Origin of the sequence: Gluconobacter kondonii (genome assembly GCF_002723995.1) — a bacterium.
Classification (GTDB): domain Bacteria; phylum Pseudomonadota; class Alphaproteobacteria; order Acetobacterales; family Acetobacteraceae; genus Gluconobacter; species Gluconobacter kondonii.
Map to the genome: position 1 here is coordinate 102,791 of NZ_BEWP01000007.1, position 21,995 is coordinate 124,785.

The following is a 21,995-nucleotide window of genomic DNA, read 5'->3' on the forward strand; positions in this document are numbered from 1 at the left end:
CTCACGGATGCGCGAGAAGATAGGCCAGACACTGCGCCCGATCCGGCAGACATCCCTGCGCCATCCACCAGTCCCGGCCTTTTTTTAACCACTGCCCCATACCCGGCCCCGGCGGAACGCCGTGCGCGAGGGCGTCCTTACCCGATAACGGAAAATACGGCTGCGGAAGCGCCTGCAATCTGGAACGAAAACCGTCCCAAATGCTGTCAGGCTTACCCACAAGACAGGCCTGATGCAGCCAACTCCGTTCCAGACTCTGGTCCAGCTCCTGCTCCGCGCGCAGCCGACGCAGGTCATCGTCAGACATGTGCGGAGACAGGATCGGCCTGCCTGAAGCCCAGACGTCAATTCTCGCGGCATCCGCATTGGAAAGTTTCAGTCGTCCGGGCAATTCCCGGCTGCTTTCCTGGCAAAGGACGAATAACCTGAGCAGAGGATTTTCCGGAGCACCGCAATTCAGTAACCGATTCAAAGCAGCAGGGTCCGGATCAGGCAGGATAACCTGCAAGAGTCCAACCGCCTCCATCGCCGCGATTGTTTCCGCGAGGCGCGGACCCAAAAGAATCCTGAAGAGTTCGGACGCGACCCGTTCGGCAGAAAGCGTCCCAATCAACCCAAGTTGTTCGGACACAGCTTCACATGCTGCCGTGTCAGGACGTCCACTTCCATAACGCGCGTCGAACCGGAAAAAACGCAGTGCTCTCAAGGCGTCTTCTGCAATCCGACGTGATGCGTCCCCGACAAAACGGACCTGACGGCTTTTCAGATCCTCTTGTCCTCCAAAGTAGTCATGGAGGCGATCATGACGATCCAACGACATGGCGTTGATCGTGAAATCGCGTCGAGCCGCGTCTTCCGTCCAGTCCTGCGTCCAGACTACGACCGCGTGACGTCCATCCGTTTCTTCGTCACGACGCAGGGTCGTGATCTCATATGGAACACTATCCAGCACCGCTGTTACCGTTCCATGGGACAGGCCAGTCGGGATCACACGGATTCCCGCACCTTCCAGCCGACGCTGAACTTCCTCGGGAGGCTCCGGATTCGCAAGGTCCAGATCATGGACAGGAACCCCTGCGAGCAAATCACGGACCGAACCGCCGACAAGACGCGCTTCAGGCAGGACACTCCAGATCCGGTCCAGACCTTTCCGATCCGGCAGACGCTCCAGCAGACCAGAGCTCTGTGTCATACAGGCCGCGAAAGCGGGAAAAAGCAATCCTGACTCCAGACACCGAGACAGGGCTTTCCTTTTACATGACCGGGAACGGCGAGAGCCGCGAGTTCATAATGGACCGCGCGCGTCACCCGAGCCTGGATTGGAAAGGCGCCTTCGCCGTCGCGCACATGGATATAAGGCACCCCCGCACACTCTTCCGAAGGCCGGTCCCAGTCGCACGACAGCGGATGTTCAGGGCCAATGCAGATCAGTTCGTCCATATTCGTGCGGAAACAGAGATTCTGCTGCCGCCCGCAGGTTCCGCGAAAATCCAGTTCGACCACCACGAACGGGGCGTCCTCGACCTGAATGATCCCCTGCTCCATCGGCGTTTTCAGCCAGTAGATGCCTTCGGGGTCGCGGGTCAGCATGGACGAGAACATACACAGCATGGCTTTGCGCTTTACTGCAGAGCCCCGATACAGCCACGTCCCGTCGCGCTGGATCAGAAAGGGCAGCTTTCGAGGGTCCGTGGACGAGCAGTCGGGAAAGGAAGACGGTGCCACCAGCGGATCTGGAGCCGCGAAGACGTCAGGCCGGGCCGCCTGCCGGAACTGATGATCGCTCAATTTTCCCTCCAACTGCATAAAAACTCTCTTCTCACACCAACTTGGGTGCAATCGAGCCTTGATGAAACCCCCACACCTGTCAGACTGGCGTTATGAGCGAGCAGCAATATTCTTCCGGCGTCTCCGCCGGCACCCTGCGGGGCGAGGCGGACGTGGCTGAAGCCGATCGTCTGGCTCCGGTTCTCCATCATGTCCGTCAGGCCATCGGCAGCATTGTTCTGGGCCAGGACAGCGTCATCGAACAGGTTCTTGTCACGATCCTGTCAGGTGGTCACGCACTTCTGATGGGCGCGCCCGGTCTGGGCAAGACCCTGCTAGTCAACACGGCCTCACAGGTTCTGGGTCTGGACGCCACGCGCATCCAGTTCACGCCCGACCTGATGCCGTCGGACATCACCGGGGCGGAAATTCTGGATCAGGATGCTGACGGACGACGCGCCTTCCGCTTCCTGCCCGGCCCGATCTTCGGCCAGTTGGTCCTTGCTGACGAAATCAACCGCGCCAGCCCCCGCACCCAGTCCGCGCTGTTGCAGGCCATGGCGGAACGTCGGGTCACACAGGGGGGCAAGGATTATGCCCTGCCGCGCCCCTTCCATGTTCTCGCGACCCAGAATCCGATCGAGCAGGAAGGCACCTATCCCCTACCTGAAGCCCAGCTCGACCGGTTCATGCTTCAGATCAGCCTCGGCTTTCCGAACCGGGACGCGGAACGGCAGATGCTGCTTCAGACGACAGGCGCCACGACGCCGACGGTCTCTGCCCTGATGAATGCCGAAAGTCTGCTCGCGGCCCAGAACCTTGTCCGGCGTCTGCCAGTTGGCGATCAGATCGTGGATGCCATCCTCAGCCTGACGCGTTCGCTGCGTCCGGAAGATCCATCCGCCTCGCCGGACGTGCGGGAGGCCGTGTCTTACGGCCCCGGCCCCCGCGCGGCCCAGGCGCTGATGGTCGCCACCCGTGCGCGTGCGCTGCTCGATGGCCGTCTGGCGCCAAGCCTTGATGATGTTGTGGCGCTTGCAAGCCCGGTCCTGTCCCATCGTATCGGGCTGGGCTTTGGCGCCCGCGCCGCAGGAACGGACAGCGAAGTCCTGATCCGCAAGCAGGCTCAGGCCCTCCTCTGATCGCCGTGAAAAGTCCGTCCGATACCCTGCGCAGTTTCTTCCGCCGCAACCGGGGCGCCAGTTCCCGCGCGTCAAGCGCACAGGCGGAAAACCTGCCCCTGCCCGCGCTCGTTCTTGAAGCCGAAAAGATTGCTGCAAGCCTGCAAAGCGGCGTTCATGGCCGCAGACGTTCAGGACCGGGCGAGGATTTCTGGCAGTTCCGGCCCTATCATGCCGGCGAGCCCGCAACATCCATCGACTGGCGTCAGTCTGCCCGCTCGCCGGTCGAAGACACGTTCTGGGTCCGTGAGCGCGAGCACGAGAACGCCCAGTCGCTGATGCTGTGGTGTGACCCCTCGCCCTCCATGCAGTGGCGGTCTTCCGATACCCTGCCGACCAAGACGGAGCGCGCGCAGCTTTGCACGCTGGCGCTGGCGTCCGCGTCCCTGCGCGGCGGCGAACGCGCGGGTCTGCTGACCGGAATCGAGGCCGGACGTGCCCTTGCCGGACGTCAGGTTCTCCCGCGGTTGGCAGCCTCCCTTCTGCGTCCGGATGCGGATGAGCCCGAATTTCCCCGCATGTCTCTGGTTCCTCCACGGTCCGATCTGGTCGTAATCAGCGATTTCCTGTGGGACGAAGACCGGATCGACACATTCCTCAAAACCTGCGCCAGCCGTCCGGTGCGGACCCATCTTCTCTGTATTCTCGATCCGGCGGAACGCGAGTTGAAACGTGCAGGACGAATCCGGTTCGAAGGTCTTGAAGGGGGCGTTCTGACTCTTCCCGCCATGGAAAGCCTCGGTCCGGCCTATGAGCAGGCGATGAACGCGCATCTTGCGGCCCTCAAACAGAGTGCGGTATCACTCCATGCCGACTGCATCGTGCATGACACGTCGCAGAACCCGCTTCCGGCGCTTCTGGCGTTGCACATGGCGCTCGGAGGCGGCCGATGATCCTTCTTGCTCCGTTCCTGCTGCTTGGTCTGCTCACACTGCCTGCGCTGTGGTGGCTGGTGCGCGCGACGCCGCCCGCTCCGCAGGAACAGTCCTTTCCGTCCCTGCTCATCCTGAACCGGCTGACGGCACGGCGGGAAGACGCCGCCCGTTCCCCGCTCTGGCTTCTGATTCTGCGCATGGTGGCGGTGGCCCTCATCATTTTCGGGCTGGCGCGCCCTGTCCTGACGCCGCATCAAACCGAAACCGGCAACGGACCGCTGACCCTCATTCTCGACGATGGCTGGGCCGCCATTCCGCACTGGACCGACCGTATTTCCGCAGCGCTCGCGCTTGGCGAAACCGCGATCCGCAACGGTCAGGACGTCACGTTCCTGCATGCTGCACGCGCACCGGACGGCGCAATGCCCGAAGCGTTTACGACCCACGATTCCCATGCCCTGTCCGAACATCTCTCACATTTGCGTCCGCAGCCCTGGCCGACGGACCGTCAGGCGCTGGCCGCGCTGCTCGGGGGCCGGGATCTGTCGAACCAGCGCGTAATGATTCTCTCGGACGGTCTGGCTACGATGGGAGACGACGCGCTGCGTGGCGCGCTGGCAAAGGCGCGGTCCGTTCAGGACATACGCTGGAACGGCTGTGACATCCTGCGCCTTGACGCCGCGACAGGTCAGGACGGCGCGCTTCATGCAAAAGTCGACACACTGCCCTGCCCGACCCGGACCGTGACGCTGCATGCCGTCAACGCCAATGGCGGCACACTCGCGGCCTATCCCCTCACGACGGGGAAAGACCAGACGCTCTCCCTCCCGGCCCTGCTGCGCAACCAGCTCGATCGTCTGACACTTGAAGGCGCGACTGGCCCTGCTGCTGTACATCTGATGGGACAGGCCGATCATCGCCGCCCGGTCGGTATCCTCCAGACGCCCGGCGACGCCACGCCTCTTGTCGGATCAGCGTTCTTCCTCAATCGCGCCCTGCAACCGATTGCGGACCTGCATAGCGGCGATGCCACGGCCCTGCTGGGCGCGCCCCTGTCAGTTCTGATCGCCACGGATGGTGCGCTTTCGGGCGAGCAGACGCGCCATCGCGTTCTGGAATGGGTGCGTCATGGCGGAATGCTCGTCCGCTTCGCAGGCCCCGGTCTCGCCGCCGATCAGACCGCCACGTCCGACGCGACCTCCGATGCGCTTCTCCCCGTCCATCTCATGAGCGGAATGCGCCAGCTGGGGGGGCCGATGTCATGGGGGAAACCCCAGACGCTGGCCCCCTTCCCCGAAACTTCGCCGTTTTCGGACCTGACGATTCCGCCCGATGTCACCGTTTCGCGACAGGTTCTGGCCAAGCCCGAAACGGGCCTGACGGATCATGTCTGGGCGGCTCTAAGTGACGGCACCCCGCTCGTGACTGCGCGCGCGGAAGGTAATGGAGAGATCGTGCTGTTCCATGTCACGCCCTCGCCCGACTGGTCGAATGTGCCGCTTTCGGGTCTGTTTCCCGACATGCTGGAGCGCCTGATCGAACGGTCCGCTGGAGTGGCGGGCGGTGGCCCTGCGGAACTGGCACCGTGGCGTATCGTCGGGAGTGATGGGGGCCTCGTCATGCCGCCACAGGCCGCGCGCTCCATCCGCGCTTCGGATCTGGCGCATACGGATGTTTCCGTCACGCATCCTGCCGGGCTTTATGGCCCAGCCCGTGGAACGCGCGCGCTCAATCTCGGTGACGCTGCTTCGCCGATGGTGGAGGAACCTTTGCTCGGCACCCGGATTCTACCCGACGGCGCGCATGCGGATCGTCCGATCGGCCCCGCGCTGATGGCGGCGGGTCTGCTACTGCTGCTGCTGGATCTGATCCTGTCCCTGCGGCGGCGCGGTCTGCTCGGCGCCCTGGCGGTTGCAGGTCTGCTACTTCTGCCGATGGCCCATGTGCAGGCACAGACATCCGCAACCCTTCCGGCAACCGTACCGCAGGCCGCACTCGAAACGCGGCTGGCCTATGTTCTTACGGGCCATGACGATATCGATGCCGTCTCCCGCGAAGGACTTCAGGGTCTCTCCGACTATACGAGCGCCCGCAGTTCCGCGACGCTCGGTCATCCCGACGGTGTCGTTCCCGGCAAGGACGATCTGGCGTTCTATCCACTCCTGTACTGGCCGATCACGCCGGATATGCAGCCCGATCCCGAACGCACGAAAGCGCTCAATACCTTCATGGAACACGGTGGGATCCTGCTGATCGACGAACAGGGCGCGGGCACCGACACAGATTCCGGCACCAGCGCCGCCGCCCGGGCTGCGTTGCAGCGCGTGACCGATGGCCTTGTCGTGCCCCCACTCGCCAAGCTGACGGACAAGCACGTTCTGGCCCACACCTTCTATCTGCTGCACAGCGGCTTTCCCGGTCGCGTTGCCGGACAGCCAGTTTATGTCGCGCGCAACGGGGACGAGGCGAATGATGACGTCAGCCCCGTCATCATCGGGAATGGCGACTGGGCGCATGCCTGGGCCGTGGACGGGTCGGGCAACCATCCGTTCGCCGTCATTCCCGGGGGCGAAGACCAGCGCACGCAGGCCTATCGTTTTGGCGTAAACATGGTGCTCTACGCCCTGACCGGAAACTACAAGAACGATCAGGCCCAGTATCCTGAAATGCTCCGCCGCCTCGGCAGCCCGGATGCACCAGCCGCAACAACCAGCCCCGACACCACCGACGAGGAGGACGCGCCATGATGTTCGATCTTTCTCCGATGCTGCCCGTCTGGCTGCTGGCGACGCTGGCCGCACTGAGTGTTGCAGGAGCGATTTACGGTGCCCTGCGTGGCGCGCGCGGAATGCTCTGGCGGGCTCTGGCCGTTCTCGCTCTGCTGGGGTGGCTGTCCGGACCCCGCGCGCTTCACCCGGTGCTCCGCCCGGTGCCGCAGGATGCGCTGCTGGTCGTAGATCGCTCGGCCTCGATGCAGGTCGGCCCCCGTACGGCCATCGCGGATCAGACCGCACGGCAAATCATGCAGGACGCAGAACACCTTCCGGGCCTGACCCTGCATCGCGTCGATGTTCCCGGCGGCACAGGCCACGGCACCCGCCTGTTCGAGGCGCTGGATCATGCGGATCTGCCGCAGGGCCGGTTCGCAGGTGCCATCGTCGTAACGGACGGCATGGATCATGACGTTCCGGCCCATCTTCCGGCGCGCTTTCAGGGACCGGACGGACAGAAACTTCCGCTGCATCTTCTGCTGACGGCGCGGGGCGAGGAACAGGACCGTCGCCTGCGCATCCTGAGCACGCCGCCCTATGCCATCGTCGGGCAGAACGCCACGATCCGCGTTCAGGTCGATGATCTGGGCGCTCCGGGTGCCGCCGACGCGGTTCTCACGATCCGCTCGGGCGATACCCCGCCGCAGACCCGCCCGATCCGGACCGGCACGCCACAGGACATCACGGTTCCCGTCCAACATCCCGGCGAAACACTTGTCGGTCTGTCCGTCTCTCCGCTGACCGGGGAAGCCTCTACGGAAAACAATAGCGATGTTGTACGGATCCGGGGCGTGCGCGACCGGCTGAGGGTACTGCTGGTCTCCGGCGTGCCCAATCAGGGCGAGCGCGTCTGGCGCAGGTTGCTGAAGGCCGATCCGTCCGTGGATCTCGTGCACTTCACCATTCTGCGCTCCCCCAACACCGATGATGGCACCCCGCTTTCGGATCTGGCGCTGATTCCGTTCCCCATCCGCGAACTGTTTCAGGAAAAGATCCGCAGCTTCGATCTCATCATTCTGGACGGCTTTCGCAACAGCAACATCCTGCCGGACGAGTACCTGACCAATATCGCCGACTATGTCCGTAACGGCGGCGGCCTGCTGGTGACGGCTGGGCCTGAATTCACACAGGACGGCACCCTTCAGGATACCAGCCTCGCACAGATTCTTCCGGCCCATGTCGGGACGGACGGGGTCGTTACGCAGGCTTTCCGTCCCTCCCTGACTGCTCTGGGCAAAACCCATCCTGTCACGGCTGGCCTGACGGAAGACTGGGGCCCTTGGTATCGCGCCCTCCGCGCAGACCAGTCGCACGGCGAAGACCTGATGCATGGCCCGGAGGGCGCGCCGCTTCTGCTGCTGGACCGTGTCGATCGGGGGCGCGTGGCCATGCTCATGTCGGACCAGCTCTGGCTCTGGTCTCGTGGCGAAGGCGGTGGCGGCCCGCAAGCCGAACTTCTGCGGCGGCTATCACACTGGCTCATGAAAGAGCCGGATCTTGAGGAAAACCGTCTCACCGCCCGGATCGAAAACGGCCAGCTCGATATTGAGCGGCACGCTGCGGGACAGGCTGTTTCGCCTGAGGCTTTCGTCACGGCGCCGGACGGCAAGCGCACACCCGTTACCCTGAAACAGACGGATGGCGTCTGGCACGCCACGCTGACCGCAACCATGCCCGGCATCTGGAGTGTCCGACAGGATGGTCTGGTCGCTTTCGCCAGTCCCGTTTCTCACGATCCGATCGAGCGGCAGGACCTGCGCGCCACTGCGACCGTCATGGGCGGCAGCGCTCAGGCATCGGGAGGAATCGTGGCGTGGGTCGCGGACCATACGCCCCATCTGAAACAGGTGCCCGTCGGTTCGGCCACGACCGGCTCGGACTGGATGGGGCTTCCCGTCACCACGGCGGCCGTCGCAGGCGAGACGCGGACGACAGACCTTGTTCCGGCATGGGCAGCCCTACTTGCAGCACTGATTTTCCTCGCAATCGGTTGGTGGCGGGAAGGTCATTGAAAAAATGTCACAATCCGGCACCTCCGAAAGGCATCTGCAGACTCGCGCAGGACGAACGATCACAGTATATTGGTTTCATGCGACTGCTCCCCACCCTGCCCCGCCTGCTGCTCGTTGCCGCTCTGGCAATGACGCCGACGATTCTCGTACCCTGGCACCATGCTCAGGCTCAGGATGCCGACGACGCCGAGGCTGAACAGGAAGCCGAAGCCAATCAGAAAAAAGCCGAAGCCCGTAAGGCCGCCCAGCGCGCCGCGCCGCCTTCCGCACTTCCGGGAGCAGAAGCCTCCGACGACGACGCCGGTCATGCGCGCGTTGACGTAAACCCGACTGTCGCCCTGTTCGATGCCATCAACCGTGGCTCACTCAACGCGGCAAAAGAAGCGCTCAACCGCGGCGCCGATATGGGGGGGCACAATGTTCTGGACCAGACGCCGCTGGACATGGCCATCGATCTGAACCGTAAGGACATCATGTTCCTGCTTCTGTCGATGCGGACCTATAACCCGGACGGAAAGATCGAGAACAGCGTGTCTGATCAGGGTGTGGAGATGAAGAACGGCAGCGGCCATCTGACGATCGGCGGGAAATCCGTCACGCCCAAACGCGCCGCCGTCGCAGCGTCCCCACATTTCGACGCAAGCGGCGGCAAAGCCGATCCTTCCATCGGCTTCCTCGGCTTTGCGGGGCACTAAACGCTCCTGATCCAGACGCAAAAAAAGCCGGAGAAGTTTCTCCGGCTTTTTTTATAGGCGTAAGTTCTTGCGTCAGCCGACGTTACGCAGCGCCTGACTTTCCTGACGCAGGACGTCGATCTGAACGAACTGGCCGTCACGCTCGAAATACCAGAACGTCCAGCCATTGCAGGACGGCGCGCCCGTCAGACCCGCACCGAGTTTATGGATGGAGCCGCGCTGGTTGCCCGATACAAGCGTACCATCGGGTGTCACGGTCGCTTTCAGACGCTTCTGCCGGTCATAAAGCACCGTTCCTGCTGGCAGGACTCCCGTTTCCACAAAACTTCCGAACGGAATACGCGGCATTTCGCGCCGGGCGGGCGTCGTCGCCAGTTGTTCGGAGGTCAGACGCTCTTCACGCGCCACACGCTCACGCGCTGCCTTGACATAATCCGGGTGCCGCTCGATGGCGATGTAATGACGGCCCAGACGCTTGGCCATTGCCGGGGTCGTGCCACTTCCGCAGAACGGGTCCAGCACCACATCATTGGCGTTGGTCGACGCCACCAGAACGCGATGCAGCAGACTTTCCGGCTTCTGCGTCGGATGCAGTTTCAGGCCATGTTCGTTCTTCAGACGTTCATTGCCCGTGCACAGCGGCAGATACCAGTCCGAACGCATCTGAAGGTCGTCGTTCAGGGCCTTCATGGCCTGATAGTTGAACCGATACTTGCTCTGCGGACCACGCGCGGCCCAGATCAGCGTCTCATGCGCGTTCGTAAAGCGCCGCCCGCGGAAATTCGGCATCGGGTTGGATTTGCGCCAGACGATATCGTTGAGGATCCAGAACCCCAGATCCTGCATGATCGCGCCCAGACGGAAGACATTGTGATAGGAGCCAATGACCCAGATCGTACCGTCCTTGTGCAAAATCCGGCGCGCTTCTCTGAGCCAATCGCGCGTGAAATTGTCATAGGTCGCGTAATCCGCGAACTTGTCCCAGTCGTCGTCCACACCATCCACGACAGTCTCGTCCGGACGGCGCAGTTCGCCACGCAATTGGAGATTGTACGGCGGATCGGCGAAAATGCAGTCCACGCTCCCATCGGGCAGCGTCTTCATCGTTTCGATGCATTCTCCACGCAGGATCTGGTCGACGGGAAATTCACCGCTCATGCTGCGTGTGCCTCTGCTTCAATCATGTTTCGTATCGGCGCGAAACCGCGCCTGTGATGAGGTGTCACCCCACGGAGCTTCAGACCCTGCATGTGCGCGGCCGTGCCGTATCCCGCATTGCGCTCCCAGCCATAGGCATCATGACGCATGGCCAGACGTGCCATCAGGCGGTCCCGCGTCACCTTGGCGATGATGGAGGCTGCGGCAATGGACAGGCTGATCCCGTCGCCACCGATCACCATTTTGATGGGACAGGGCAGTTTCGGGGCGTGTTTGCCGTCCACGAGGGCAAGGTCCGGCATTCGGCCGAGCCGGGACAGAGCCCGGCGCATGGCCAGATAGCAGGCCTGAGCGATATTGATCTGCTCGATTTCCAGAACCGATGCCGCGCCAATGCCGATCAACGCCTGTTCGTCAGCCATCAAGGCCTCATAGGCGAGCATCCGGCGCCGGGCCGTCAGTTTCTTGGAATCATCGAGAAGGGCAGACAGAGTGTCAGACGGCTGCGCCGTAAAAGCCACGGCAGCTGCCACGACCGGCCCAGCCAGAGGACCACGCCCGACTTCGTCGATCCCGACGACCAGCCCCCCATGGGCAGCTTCCAGGGCGTAATCCGGCATTTGTGAGCGTCTCCCCGACAGATCACCGCGAAATCAGGTGACCGAATCGGTTTTGAATCATGGCGACTCGAAAGGGAAGCCCAAAAATGCAGGAGTTCTAAGTTTAATATGTCAAGTGTGGTGGGAAAGACTCTTTACCAGGAGCGTCAGAGGTCTTCCTGCTGGTTCTCCTGGCCGGAGGTTGTCGGCGGCGAGGAGGCGGCGGGCTGGCCCGTTTGTTCATGCTGCATCTGCAGTTCCTTCTCGATCTGAGGGAGCTGGTAGATTTTCTCCGTCACGTTGACCGCAAGAAGCACAAAGCTGACGATCAGCAACGACATTCCCCGGCCGACAATCTGGCGCCTTTTCCAGAAATATCCCGGCAGAAACAACCACCACCAGAAGCCCGGTGGCGTCTTCCCGCTTTCCCGGATCGAGTTGCGGTCCAGCATGAAGGAAATGAAAAACAGGAACAGCGACATCATCGCGACGATCGAAAACGGTCCCATCCGATCACGCTCCGGGATCTGGCGCCAAACCAGAATCAACAGCGTCAGACGCTGGATCAACCATGGTCCGACCAGAAGCACCCAGGCCCAGTGTTCCGCACTCCCCGAAGACATCCGCAGAAGTCCCGTCAACGGAGAGACAAGCCCCGCAGCACTGGCGGGCCTCCACGTCTCTCCGAATTCAGACGTCCAGACGAGCGTTTCAGGCTTGATCTGCCGCTGCATGATCAGGCGCAGGATTTCCTCACGGGAGACTGGACCGGCCTGTTGCCCGTTATTGTCGTAAAACCATTCCATAAAAAAAAGCCTCCCGGATCACTCCGGAAGGCTTCTAGCACAAAGACGTCCGTCCGGTCGAAACGCCTGTTGCGCCTCAATCGCTTTTGCGGCCGAAGAACAGTCCACCAACGATCATTCCGACGACCGTAGCAATCACCAGCGAGATCAGCGGACGATCCTGAACGAACGCTGTTGCTGCTTCGAGCTTGGTTTCGCCCTCATCGTACAGATCAGCGAAATCCTGCTGAGCCATACCGGAAAGCTGGTCGAACTTGCCTTCAGCCTGGAGTTTCGCATCGCCAGTCAGGCCGCCAAAACCGTCCTTGAGCTTGCCCTTGGCTTCATCCAGGAGGCCTTCGACTTTGGTCTCAGTTGTATCAGCCATTTTATTCTCCTCTGTCCGGATTAACCTGTCCTTAGTTCAAACGCATGACGGAGGCATCCGGTTCCAGTCCGATATGATCTCTGGGCAGGGAAGAGACAAGCCCCCGAAAAAGAGTGTTGGGCAGAATAGTAACGAAACGTATCATTTTCGGTCATTTTGATTTTCATTACCAAAACTGAACAGGATTTAAGGTCGCGTCATGGCAGGCGCTGGCCTCCTGCCGTATAAGCATGAAAACACATAACATCGTCGCCTGAGAGCCCTGCGCTCTGCTATGCGGAAAGACAGAACCACCATGGATCAGCAGACGGCCAGCTCCAGCGACCGCCTTACGAACAGCACCGCCCAGTCTTCTCCCCCTCCTGCGCGGTCCCGCCGTCGGCGCTGGATCCTGTGGGGCGTTGTTCTTCTGATTGCTCTTCTGATCCTGTTCGCGATTTTTCGCCCTCATGGCGCGACACACAAACATGGTCGTGGTGCCGCAGCCGATGGAAGCGTGCAGCCCGTTGCCGTCGCAACCGTCCATACTGGCGACATGCCCGTGATCTTTCAGGAGCTCGGCACGGTCGTCCCCGTGACAAACGTGACGATCACGCCGCGCGTCAACGGCCATATCTCGGCCGTCTATTACAAGGAAGGCCAGCACGTCCATAAGGGTGACGAACTCGAACTGATCGACCCGCGCCCCTATGAGGCCACGCTCGCCCAGTATCGCGGCACACTGGCCGCCGATATGGCGCAGCTTGAAAAAGCCCGTGTGGACAACGCCCGTTACCAGCGCCTGATCAAACAGAACTCGACCTCGGCCATGACGGCGCGCGATCAGGAATTCACGGTGCAGCAGCTTGAAGGTCAGGTCGAATTCGACCGGGCCAATGTCCGCAATGCCGAACTGAACGTGATGTACTGTCACATCATTGCGCCGGTCGAAGGCCGTGTCGGTATTCGTGTGCTCGACATTGGCAACTATGTGACGGCTGGCCAGTCCGGCGGTCTGACCATCCTGACGATGATGCAGCCCATTTCCGTGATCTTCACGGTTCCGCAGAACCAGCTTCAGGAGGTCATGAAATATCTGGACAAGACCGGCGAGCTGTCCGTCGAAGCGTGGGACAGCGACAATACCCACAAAATTGCCAATGGCACCGTCAAGGCGCTCGACAGCCAGATCGACACAGCAACCGGGACGGTGCGGATGCGTGGCATCTTCCCGAATGAGGACGAGCACCTTTTCCCGAACCAGTTCGTCAACCCGCATCTGCTAGTCACGACGCTACATGACGCCCTGCTCGTGCCCGCCAATGCTCTTCAGACCGGCCCGGACGGTCGCTTCGTCTATCGCGTCAAGCCTGACATGACCGTGGAAGTCGTGCCCGTGACGGTCGGTACGACCGATGGCACGAACGCCGTGATCGAAAAGGGTCTGAGCAGCGGCGACCGGATCGTGACGGATGGCGTCAGCCATCTGCGCCCCGGCCAGAAGGTCTCCATCCCCGATACCTCGTCAGCAGCAGCGCAGACGACGGAAGCCGAGCACAAGAGCGCCAGCCAGCACCGTCATCATCGTGACGGGCAGCAGAGTTCGGATGCGCCCCAGCAGAAGAACGACCCGTCCTCGTCCGCCGACACCGGCAACCACTGATCGCCATCCAGAACAGTCAAACAGGGAACATCAAGATCGTGAATCCGTCCCGCCTGTTCATCGAGCGCCCGGTTGCCACCAGCCTTCTGATGTTCGCCATCCTGCTGAGCGGCCTGCTCGGCTACCATTTTCTGGCCGTCTCAGCCCTGCCGCAGGTCGAATATCCCACGATCACGGTCTCGACATTCTATCCGGGCGCCGGGCCGGACGTCATGAGCACGTCCGTTACCGCTCCTCTGGAAACCCAGCTTGGCCAGATGGCCGGGCTGGACCAGATGACATCCCAGTCCTCCGGTGGCGCTTCGGTCCTGACACTGCGCTTCGGGCTGGACATGTCGATGGACGTGGCGGAGCAGGAAGTTCAGGCCGCGATCAACAACGCGACTTCCCTGCTGCCGAGCGATCTGCCCGCCCCTCCGATCTATGCGAAGGTCAATCCGGCGGACACTCCCGTCCTGACGCTCGGCATCACGTCGAAAACGCTGCCGCTTCCTGAAGTCGAAGATTACGTCAACACGCGGCTTGAGCAGAAGATCAGCCAGATTTCCGGCGTTGGTCTTGTCACCCTGTCGGGCGGCAATCGCAAGGCGTACCGGATTCAGGTCAACATTCCGAAGCTGACCTCTTACGGCATCGCGATCGATACGCTGCGCACCATCATCAGCACGGTCAACGTCAATTCCCCGACCGGAACGTTCGACGGCCCCAAGCGCTCCACCTCCCTGCGCATCGACGGTCAGATCCAGTCTGTCGAACAGCTCATGAATCAGGTGATCGCGTATCAGAACAACGGTCCGATCCGCGTGCGCGACATTGCGACGGTCGTTGAAGGGGCGGAGAACGCACAGCTTGCCGCCTGGGCCAACCGCACGCCTGCGCTGATCCTGAACGTACAGCGCCAGCCCGGCGCAAACGTTATTGGCGTCGTGGACAACGTGCTGCGCATCCTGCCGCAGCTCAAGCTCGACCTGCCGCCGGGCATCGACGTTACACCTCTGACCGACCGCACCACCACCATCCGCGCCTCGGTTAGCGACGTAGAATATGAACTGGCGCTCGCCATGCTTCTCGTCGTGGGCGTGATCTTCGTGTTCCTGCGGAATGTTCCGGCGACGATCATTCCCAGCCTGTCCGTTCCGCTGTCTCTGATTGGCACGCTGGCGGCGATGTATCTGCTGGGCTTCTCGCTCGACAATCTGTCGCTGATGTCCCTGACGATTGCGACCGGCTTCGTCGTCGATGACGCCATCGTCGTGATCGAGAACATCGCCCGTTACGTCGAGGCTGGCGAAGACCGCTACACCGCTGCGCTCAAAGGTGCGGGGGAGATCGGCTTCACCATCATCTCTCTGACGGTCTCGCTGATCGCTGTGCTGATCCCGCTATTGTTCATGAAGGACGTCGTCGGGCGTCTGTTCCATGAATTCGCGATGACGCTCTCCATCACCATCATCATTTCCGCAGTCGTCGCCCTGACGCTGGTGCCGATGATGTGTGCCCGTCTGCTCTCCGACACGCATGCGCCGTCCACGAAAAACACGGTCTGGAGCCGCCTGTCCAATAGTACCGAGCGCGGCATCAATGCCCTGATCGCAGGGTACGGGCGCTGGCTCGATGTCGTGTTGCGCTTCCGGGTCACGACCCTTCTGGTGACGCTCGGTACGATCGTCCTGACCGGCGTTCTGGCCTGGACCATTCCCAAGGGCTTTTTCCCGACACAGGACACTGGCGTTATTCAGGGCATCTCCGTGATGTCGCAGGCCATCTCCTTTGAAGGCATGAAGAACCGTCAGGCCGCTCTTGGAGACGTGATCCTGAAAGACCCGGATGTCGCCAGCATCTCGTCTTTTGTGGGCATTGACGGCCAGAACATGACGCTGAATGTTGGCCGCTTCCTGATCAACCTCAAACCGCGGGACCAGCGCACGTCCAGCCTTGAAGCCATCATGCGCCGCCTGTCCTCCACTGGAGATCAGGTGATCGGCGCCCAGCTTTACGTCCAGCCGATTCAGGACCTCTCGCTGGATTCTTCGATTTCCGCCACGCAGTACCAGTTCATGCTGGAAAATCCGGATTACGACACCTTCAAAATCTGGGTGCCGAAATTCGTGGATGCCCTCCGCAAGGAACCGTCGCTGCGGGATGTCACGTCCGATCTTCAGGCCGAGGGGTTGGTCGCCCAGCTTTCGCTCGACCGCCCGACCGGCGCGCGATACTCCATCACACCGCAGACGATCGATAACCTGCTGTATGACAGCTACGGCCAGCGCCAGATCACGACGATCTATACGCAGTCCAACCAGTACCGCGTCATTCTGGAAGCCGATCCGAAACTCCAGACTGACCTGACATCCCTGAGCCAGCTCTACCTGCCGGGTATTTCCTCACAGGCCGGTGGCAGCACGTCGGGCCCGACGCGCCAGCCGACATCGGGGCTCGTCCCACTGTCGCAGGTGACGACGATGACGCATGTCCTCGCCCCATTGCTCATCAGCCATTTCGGTCAGTTCCCGGCCACGACCGTGTCGTTCAACGTCGCCAGCGGCTATTCGCTGGGGGCTGCGACCAACGCCATCGAGCGCGTGGAAAAGCAGATCGGCCTGCCGCCGGAATTCCAGACCGCCTTTCAGGGCACGGCAGCAGCGTTCCGCTCGTCGCTATCGAACGAGGTCTGGCTGGTTATGGCAGCTGTGATCGCTGTCTATATCGTGTTGGGTATTCTCTATGAGAGCTATATCCACCCGATCACGATCCTCTCCACCCTGCCTTCCGCCGCCATCGGTGCGCTGATCGGGCTTTATCTGTTCGGGATGGATCTCGACATCATGGGCATCATCGGCATCGTGCTGCTGATCGGTATCGTGAAGAAAAACGCCATCATGATGATCGACTTCGCGCTCGAAGCCGAACGTCTGGAGGGCCATACGCCGCTTGAATCCATCAAGCAGGCGGCAATGCTCCGCTTCCGTCCGATCCTGATGACCACGCTGGCCGCCCTGTTCGGTGCCCTGCCCCTGCTGATCGGCACGGGCGTCGGTTCCGAACTGCGCCGACCACTGGGTGTGGCCATCGTTTTCGGCCTGATGATGTCCCAGCTTCTGACCCTGTTCACCACGCCCGTCATCTATCTGTTCATGGATGAACTGGGGACGAAAACGCGCGCCTTCATACAGCGTCACCGTCGCCACAACCCACCGTCGCAGCCCCAGACCCCAAGCTCCCATACAGGCGCTCCGTGAATCTGGTTCGCCTCTTTGTCCTGAGGCCCGTTGGCACGACGCTGCTGGCGGTAGCTCTCGTGATCGGCGGCGTTATGGGCTATTTCGCCCTGCCCGTCGCCGATCTGCCGGACGTGGACTTTCCGGTCATCATGGTGACCGCGAACCAGCCCGGCGGCTCTCCGTCCGAAATTGCAAGCACGATCGCAGGGCCTCTGGAGCGGCATCTGGGGGCGATTTCCGGCGTCACGGAAATGACCTCGGAATCCATGGTCAACCAGACGCGCATCACCCTTCAGTTCGACCTGTCGCGCGACATCAACGGCGCTGCGCGTGACGTGGAAGCGGCCCTGCAGGGCGCGCGGCAGGATCTGCCCACCAGCCTTCGCAGCAATCCGACTTACATGAAGGCGAACTCCAATGGCCCGCCCATTCTCGCTTTGACGCTATCGTCCAGCACCCGGACGCCGCAGGAACTCTACGATTTCGCAAGCAACATCCTCATCCCTCAGCTCAGCCAGATCCAGGGCGTCGGTGATGTGGAAATCCGCGGCGCGTCCCTTCCTGCCGTGCGTGTTGAAATCAATCCGCTGCGCCTGTTCCATTACGGGATCGGCTTCGAAGATCTGCGCGCCGCCCTCGCCTCCGCCAACGCCCATACGCCCAAAGGTTTTCTGGATGCCAATGGCGAGCGGATGATGCTCTCCACCAACGATCAGGCGACGGATGCGGAGGAATATCGTGATCTGGTCATCGCCTATCGCAACAACCAGCCGGTCCGCCTGACGGATCTGGCGGACGTCAGGAACAGCGTCGAAGATCTCCGTCAGGCGGGGTATCTGAACGGAAATGCCGCCATCATCTGTACGGTATTCTCGCAGGGTGGCGCGAACGTCATCAAGACGATTGACGGCATCCGCGGTCGCCTGCCAGCCCTTCAGTCCGCCCTGCCCGGCAATACCAATATTTCGATCCTGATCGACCGCTCCAAAACAATCCGGGCCTCTTTGGACGATACGAAACAGACGCTTGTCATTGCCGTCGTGCTCGTGGTCGTGGTCGTCCTGCTGTTCCTGCGCAGCCTCTCTGCCATCATGGTTCCGGCCATCGTGGTGCCGGTTTCGATTATCGGAACCTTCGGAGCCATGGCACTGATGGGATACCAGCTCGACAACATGTCGCTGATGGCCCTGACGATTTCGACGGGCTTCGTGGTCGATGACGCCATCGTCGTTCTGGAAAACATCGCTCGCTACATGGAGATGGGTTACAACCGACAGGACGCCGCCATCAAAGGCACGACCGAAGTCGCGTTCACGGTCGTTTCGATCACAGTCTCGCTGATCGTGGTGTTTGCACCGATCATGCTCATGGGCGGGATCGCGGGGCGGCTGTTCCACGAGTTTGCGATGACCATGGTCATCACGCTCTGTATTTCGCTGCTCCTGTCCCTGACGCTGACGCCCATGATCAGCGCCCAGCTTCTGACCCACACGGACGATAACGGTCCGGGTCTGTGGAAGAAGACCGGCCGTTTCCTCGAACGCATGATCAGCGCCACCACGTCGGGTTACGGCAAATCGCTGGACTGGGCCTTGGGGCATCAGTTCCTGATCGCAATGTCCCTGCCCGCCACTTTGGTGCTGGCCGGTGTGCTGTATGTGAAAATGCCCAAAGGTTTCTTCCCCTCCGAAGACACCGGGCAGATCATGGGGCGTGTGGTTGCCGATCAGTCGATCTCGTTTCAGGCGCTTCAGAAAATCGTGGTCAAGGCCATGAAGAGCGTCGCGTCCGACCGGGATGTCGTGGGCGTCATGGGCGGTGTCGGTGGACGTTCGGCCAACTCGGCGAACATGTTCATCGCACTCAAGCCCAAATCCGAGCGGACGGACGATCTTGCAACCACCATTCAACGCCTGACCCGCAGGTTCTCCCATATTCCCGGCGCGCAGCTCCGCCTGATGGCCCCCGGCAGTGTTCGCACGGGCGCGCGGCCCGGAGACGCCGCCTATCAATATTCACTTGAGGGCCCCTCCGCCGAAGACCTCTTCGAATGGACTCCCAAGATCGTAACCGCGCTTTCCAGACTGCCGGAACTCATGGACGTAACATCGGACGTGGAACAGGGCGGTCAGGGGATCAACATCGCGATCAACCGCGACACGGAAGCGCGCTATTCCGTCACGCCACAGCTCATTTCCAATACGCTCTATGACGCATTCGGCCAGCGCGCCGCCTCCATTATCTACGGCAACCTCAACCAGTACCGCGTCATCATGGAAGCCGCGCCCCGCTACTGGCAGGATCCGTCGATGTTGCAACAGATGTGGATCAGCACCTCCGGCGGAACAGCAGCAGGCGGCACGGCGTCGAACAATATCCGCGCCCGCGCCACAACGGCTGTCACGACCCTGTCGCAGAGTGAGCAATCCTATCAGAACTCGGTCGCCAACGCGCTGGCAGGTGGAAAATCGGCATCAAGCGGTGCAGCCGTTGCCACCAGCGTGGACAACATGGTCCCCCTGTCCGTCCTCTCACGCCAACGCAACACCAACACCGCCCTGACCGTCAGCCACGAAGGACAATCCGTCGCGACGACCGTATCCTTCAACCTTGCACCCGGCGTCTCGCTTGGCACGGCCGTGGATGCCGTCCAGGCCGCCATGGTGAAGCTGCATGTCCCGTCAGACATTCACGGCGGGTTTGCGGGCAATGCGGCCGCTTTCCAGAAATCCGCAGGGAGTGAGGTTCTGCTGATCCTCGCCGCCCTCGCCGCCGTCTATATCGTGCTGGGCGTCCTGTATGAAAGCCTGATCCATCCCCTGACGATCCTTTCAACGCTGCCATCCGCAGGCGTTGGCGCCATTCTGGCACTTCAGATCTGCGGCGAGGAATTCTCCCTCATGGCCATGATCGGCGTGATCCTGCTCATCGGCATCGTCAAGAAAAACGCCATCATGCTGATCGACTTCGCCCTCGTGGCACAGCGTGAAGGGCTGTCGGCCAGAGAGGCTATCCGTCAGGCCAGCCATCTGCGTTTCCGCCCGATCCTCATGACGTCTCTGGCCGCTGCATTCGGTGCCGTGCCCCTCATCATCGGCAACGGATATGGCTGCGAACTCCGCCGACCGCTGGGGATCGCCATTCTCGGCGGTCTCGTGGTCAGCCAGTTGCTGACGCTCTACAGCACGCCCGTCATTTTCCTGTATCTCGACCGGTTCGGACGCGCCATGGGCCGTCTGCGTGCCCACGTCGCTTCCTTTTTCCATCTTTCAGCCCGGGGAACACAGTCCTGATGCCCGCCCTCCGTAAATCCACCCTGCGCACTGCCCTGCTGGGGGCGGCGACCCTGCCTTTCCTGAGCGGCTGTATCGGCGGCATGGTCGGGCCGAACTATCATCGTCCGAAAGCCATCATCTCCGCCAAGTTCAAGGAAGCACCTCCGCCACCGGGCTGGCAGATGGCTGCCCCCGATCTTGCGAAAATGCCCAAAGGAGACTGGTGGACGATCTTCAACGATCCCGTTCTCAACGACCTTGAAGAACGCGTGGCCACGTCCAACCAGAGCCTGAAGGAATATGAGGCGCAGTATCGCAAGGCGGCCGCGACGATTGATTCGATCCGCGCGCAGCTTTTCCCGACCCTGAGCGGCAAGTTCAGCTTCAACCGCAACTCACAGGGAAGCAGCGCCGAAAATACCAGCGGAGGCTTCACCTATACCTCCAGCCAGTCCTACACATCCAACACATGGACGACCGGCCCATCCGCAAGCTGGACCGTCGACGTCTGGGGCATGATTCGCCGGCAGGTTCAGCAGCAGGTTGCCGCCACTCAGGCCGACGCTGCCCTCGTCGCCAACATGCGGCTGTCCTATCAGCTTCAGCTCGCGCAGGACTATTTCGACCTGCGCTATCAGGACAGCCTGATTGCGCTCTATGCCCGCAACGTGGATCTCTATCGCCACAATCTGGAAATCCTCCAGAACCAGCTCGACGCTGGTGTCGCGGATCCAACAAGCGTCCTTCAGGCCCGCTACCTGCTGCAATCGACGCAGGCCAGCCTGTCCAACGCCCATATCGCCCGGGCGCAATACGAACACGCCATCGCCATGCTGACGGGCCGGGCTCCAGCAGAACTCACACTGGCAGACTCTCCCCTCCCCGAGACGATCCCCGCCGCACCCGTCGCCGTGCCCTCCATGCTGCTTCAGCGTCGTCCGGACGTGGCGCAGGCCGAGCGCAACATGGAAGCCTATAATGCGGAAATCGGATACGAGATCGGCGCGTTCTTCCCACAGGTCACGCTCTCCGCGTCCTATGGCTATAGCGGCAATCCTCTCGAACAGCTGATCCAGACCGCTACGCGCACTTGGAGCCTCGGTGCGGCTGCAAGCGAAACCATTTTCCAGGGCGGGGCGCGCTCCGCTGCGGTGCGCAGCGCAGAAGCCGATTACGACAATGCCGTGGCCACCTACCGCCAGACGGTTCTGGCAGCTCTTCAGGACACCGAAGATCAGATGTCCGGCCTGCGCTATCTCGATCAGCAGCTTGCCTTGCAAAATGCTGCCGTGAAAACCGCAGAAAGCGCCGTTCAGGTGTCCATGAACGAGTATCTTGCCGGAACACAGATCTACACGACGGTCATCACTGCCGAACAGAACGCCCTTCAGTATCAGGAAACCCAGCTCAGCGTGCGCCAGCAGCAGTTTCTTGCTGAGGTCAAGCTCATGACGGATCTGGGCGGCGGTTGGACGACGCAACAGCTTCCAAGCAAAAACTCGCTTCAGACGGACAATCCACTGCTTCCATCTTTCATTCAGAAAGACAAGAACGGGAACTAAAGATCATAAAAAAGGGCGGGGCCATCGGCACCCGCCCTTTTTATTTCAGGTCTTTTTCGTGTTC

At 61.5% G+C, this 21,995-nt stretch carries 15 protein-coding genes; 9 read left to right on the forward strand and 6 right to left on the reverse strand.

From position 1 onward, the window contains the following. Position 1: 1 nt before the first annotated feature. Entirely contained in the window at positions 2–1,192 is a 1,191-nt protein-coding gene (locus tag GKO01_RS09580) for a CCA tRNA nucleotidyltransferase (protein WP_099286892.1), read from the reverse strand. Beyond that, a complete protein-coding gene (locus GKO01_RS09585; RefSeq protein ID WP_244901409.1) occupies positions 1,189–1,728 on the reverse strand; it encodes a DUF1285 domain-containing protein in 540 nt (179 codons plus the stop codon). The genes GKO01_RS09580 and GKO01_RS09585 overlap by 4 nt, the downstream gene beginning before the upstream one ends. A gap of 152 nt (positions 1,729–1,880) precedes the next feature. On the opposite strand from GKO01_RS09585, the gene GKO01_RS09590 reads away from it, so the two are divergent. From GKO01_RS09590 to GKO01_RS09610, 5 genes are all read left to right on the forward strand, one after another. Next, positions 1,881–2,909 (forward strand): AAA family ATPase, encoded by a 1,029-nt coding sequence (locus GKO01_RS09590; RefSeq protein WP_099286893.1) that lies wholly within the window; start codon positions 1,881–1,883, stop codon positions 2,907–2,909. A gap of 5 nt (positions 2,910–2,914) precedes the next feature. Continuing rightward, a complete protein-coding gene (locus GKO01_RS09595) occupies positions 2,915–3,841 on the forward strand; it encodes a DUF58 domain-containing protein (protein ID WP_099286894.1) in 927 nt (308 codons plus the stop codon). Next, a complete protein-coding gene (locus GKO01_RS09600; protein WP_099286895.1) occupies positions 3,838–6,570 on the forward strand; it encodes a DUF4159 domain-containing protein in 2,733 nt (910 codons plus the stop codon). Before GKO01_RS09595 ends, GKO01_RS09600 begins: the two co-directional genes overlap by 4 nt. Then, the gene (locus GKO01_RS09605; protein ID WP_099286896.1) at positions 6,567–8,606 is read left to right on the forward strand and encodes a DUF7408 domain-containing protein; all 2,040 of its coding nucleotides are present in this window, start codon (positions 6,567–6,569) and stop codon (positions 8,604–8,606) included. The genes GKO01_RS09600 and GKO01_RS09605 overlap by 4 nt, the downstream gene beginning before the upstream one ends. 77 nt (positions 8,607–8,683) lie before the next feature. Continuing rightward, a complete protein-coding gene (locus GKO01_RS09610) occupies positions 8,684–9,301 on the forward strand; it encodes an ankyrin repeat domain-containing protein (RefSeq protein WP_099286897.1) in 618 nt (205 codons plus the stop codon). Positions 9,302–9,373: 72 nt separating this feature from the next. Here the strand turns inward: GKO01_RS09610 and GKO01_RS09615 are convergent, their stop codons facing one another. From GKO01_RS09615 to GKO01_RS09630, 4 genes are all read right to left on the reverse strand, one after another. Beyond that, on the reverse strand, positions 9,374–10,459 hold the full coding sequence (locus GKO01_RS09615) for a site-specific DNA-methyltransferase (RefSeq protein ID WP_099286898.1): 1,086 nt from the start codon (positions 10,457–10,459) through the stop codon (positions 9,374–9,376). After that, the gene (locus GKO01_RS09620; RefSeq protein ID WP_099286899.1) at positions 10,456–11,079 is read right to left on the reverse strand and encodes a ribonuclease HII; all 624 of its coding nucleotides are present in this window, start codon (positions 11,077–11,079) and stop codon (positions 10,456–10,458) included. Before GKO01_RS09620 ends, GKO01_RS09615 begins: the two co-directional genes overlap by 4 nt. 146 nt (positions 11,080–11,225) lie before the next feature. Beyond that, positions 11,226–11,864 carry a DUF4339 domain-containing protein gene (locus GKO01_RS09625; protein ID WP_099286900.1) on the reverse strand — a complete coding sequence of 213 codons (639 nt, stop codon included), beginning with the start codon at positions 11,862–11,864 and terminating at the stop codon, positions 11,226–11,228. Between the two features lie 76 nt (positions 11,865–11,940). Next, positions 11,941–12,231 carry a CsbD family protein gene (locus GKO01_RS09630; protein WP_099286901.1) on the reverse strand — a complete coding sequence of 97 codons (291 nt, stop codon included), beginning with the start codon at positions 12,229–12,231 and terminating at the stop codon, positions 11,941–11,943. A gap of 295 nt (positions 12,232–12,526) precedes the next feature. On the opposite strand from GKO01_RS09630, the gene GKO01_RS09635 reads away from it, so the two are divergent. Genes GKO01_RS09635 through GKO01_RS09650 form a run of 4 tightly spaced genes read left to right on the forward strand, consistent with a single transcriptional unit; the run spans position 12,527 to position 21,931 of the window. After that, positions 12,527–13,873: an efflux RND transporter periplasmic adaptor subunit gene (locus GKO01_RS09635; RefSeq protein ID WP_099286902.1), complete on the forward strand. Its 1,347-nt coding sequence runs from the start codon at positions 12,527–12,529 to the stop codon at positions 13,871–13,873. A 38-nt stretch (positions 13,874–13,911) separates the two neighbouring features. Then, entirely contained in the window at positions 13,912–17,112 is a 3,201-nt protein-coding gene (locus tag GKO01_RS09640; protein ID WP_099286903.1) for an efflux RND transporter permease subunit, read from the forward strand. Then, positions 17,109–20,387 carry an efflux RND transporter permease subunit gene (locus tag GKO01_RS09645; protein ID WP_099286904.1) on the forward strand — a complete coding sequence of 1,093 codons (3,279 nt, stop codon included), beginning with the start codon at positions 17,109–17,111 and terminating at the stop codon, positions 20,385–20,387. The genes GKO01_RS09640 and GKO01_RS09645 overlap by 4 nt, the downstream gene beginning before the upstream one ends. Further along, positions 20,387–21,931, forward strand: a complete 1,545-nt coding sequence (locus tag GKO01_RS09650; RefSeq protein WP_099286905.1) for an efflux transporter outer membrane subunit — start codon at positions 20,387–20,389, stop codon at positions 21,929–21,931. Before GKO01_RS09645 ends, GKO01_RS09650 begins: the two co-directional genes overlap by 1 nt. The last annotated feature ends 64 nt before the right edge of the window (positions 21,932–21,995 follow it).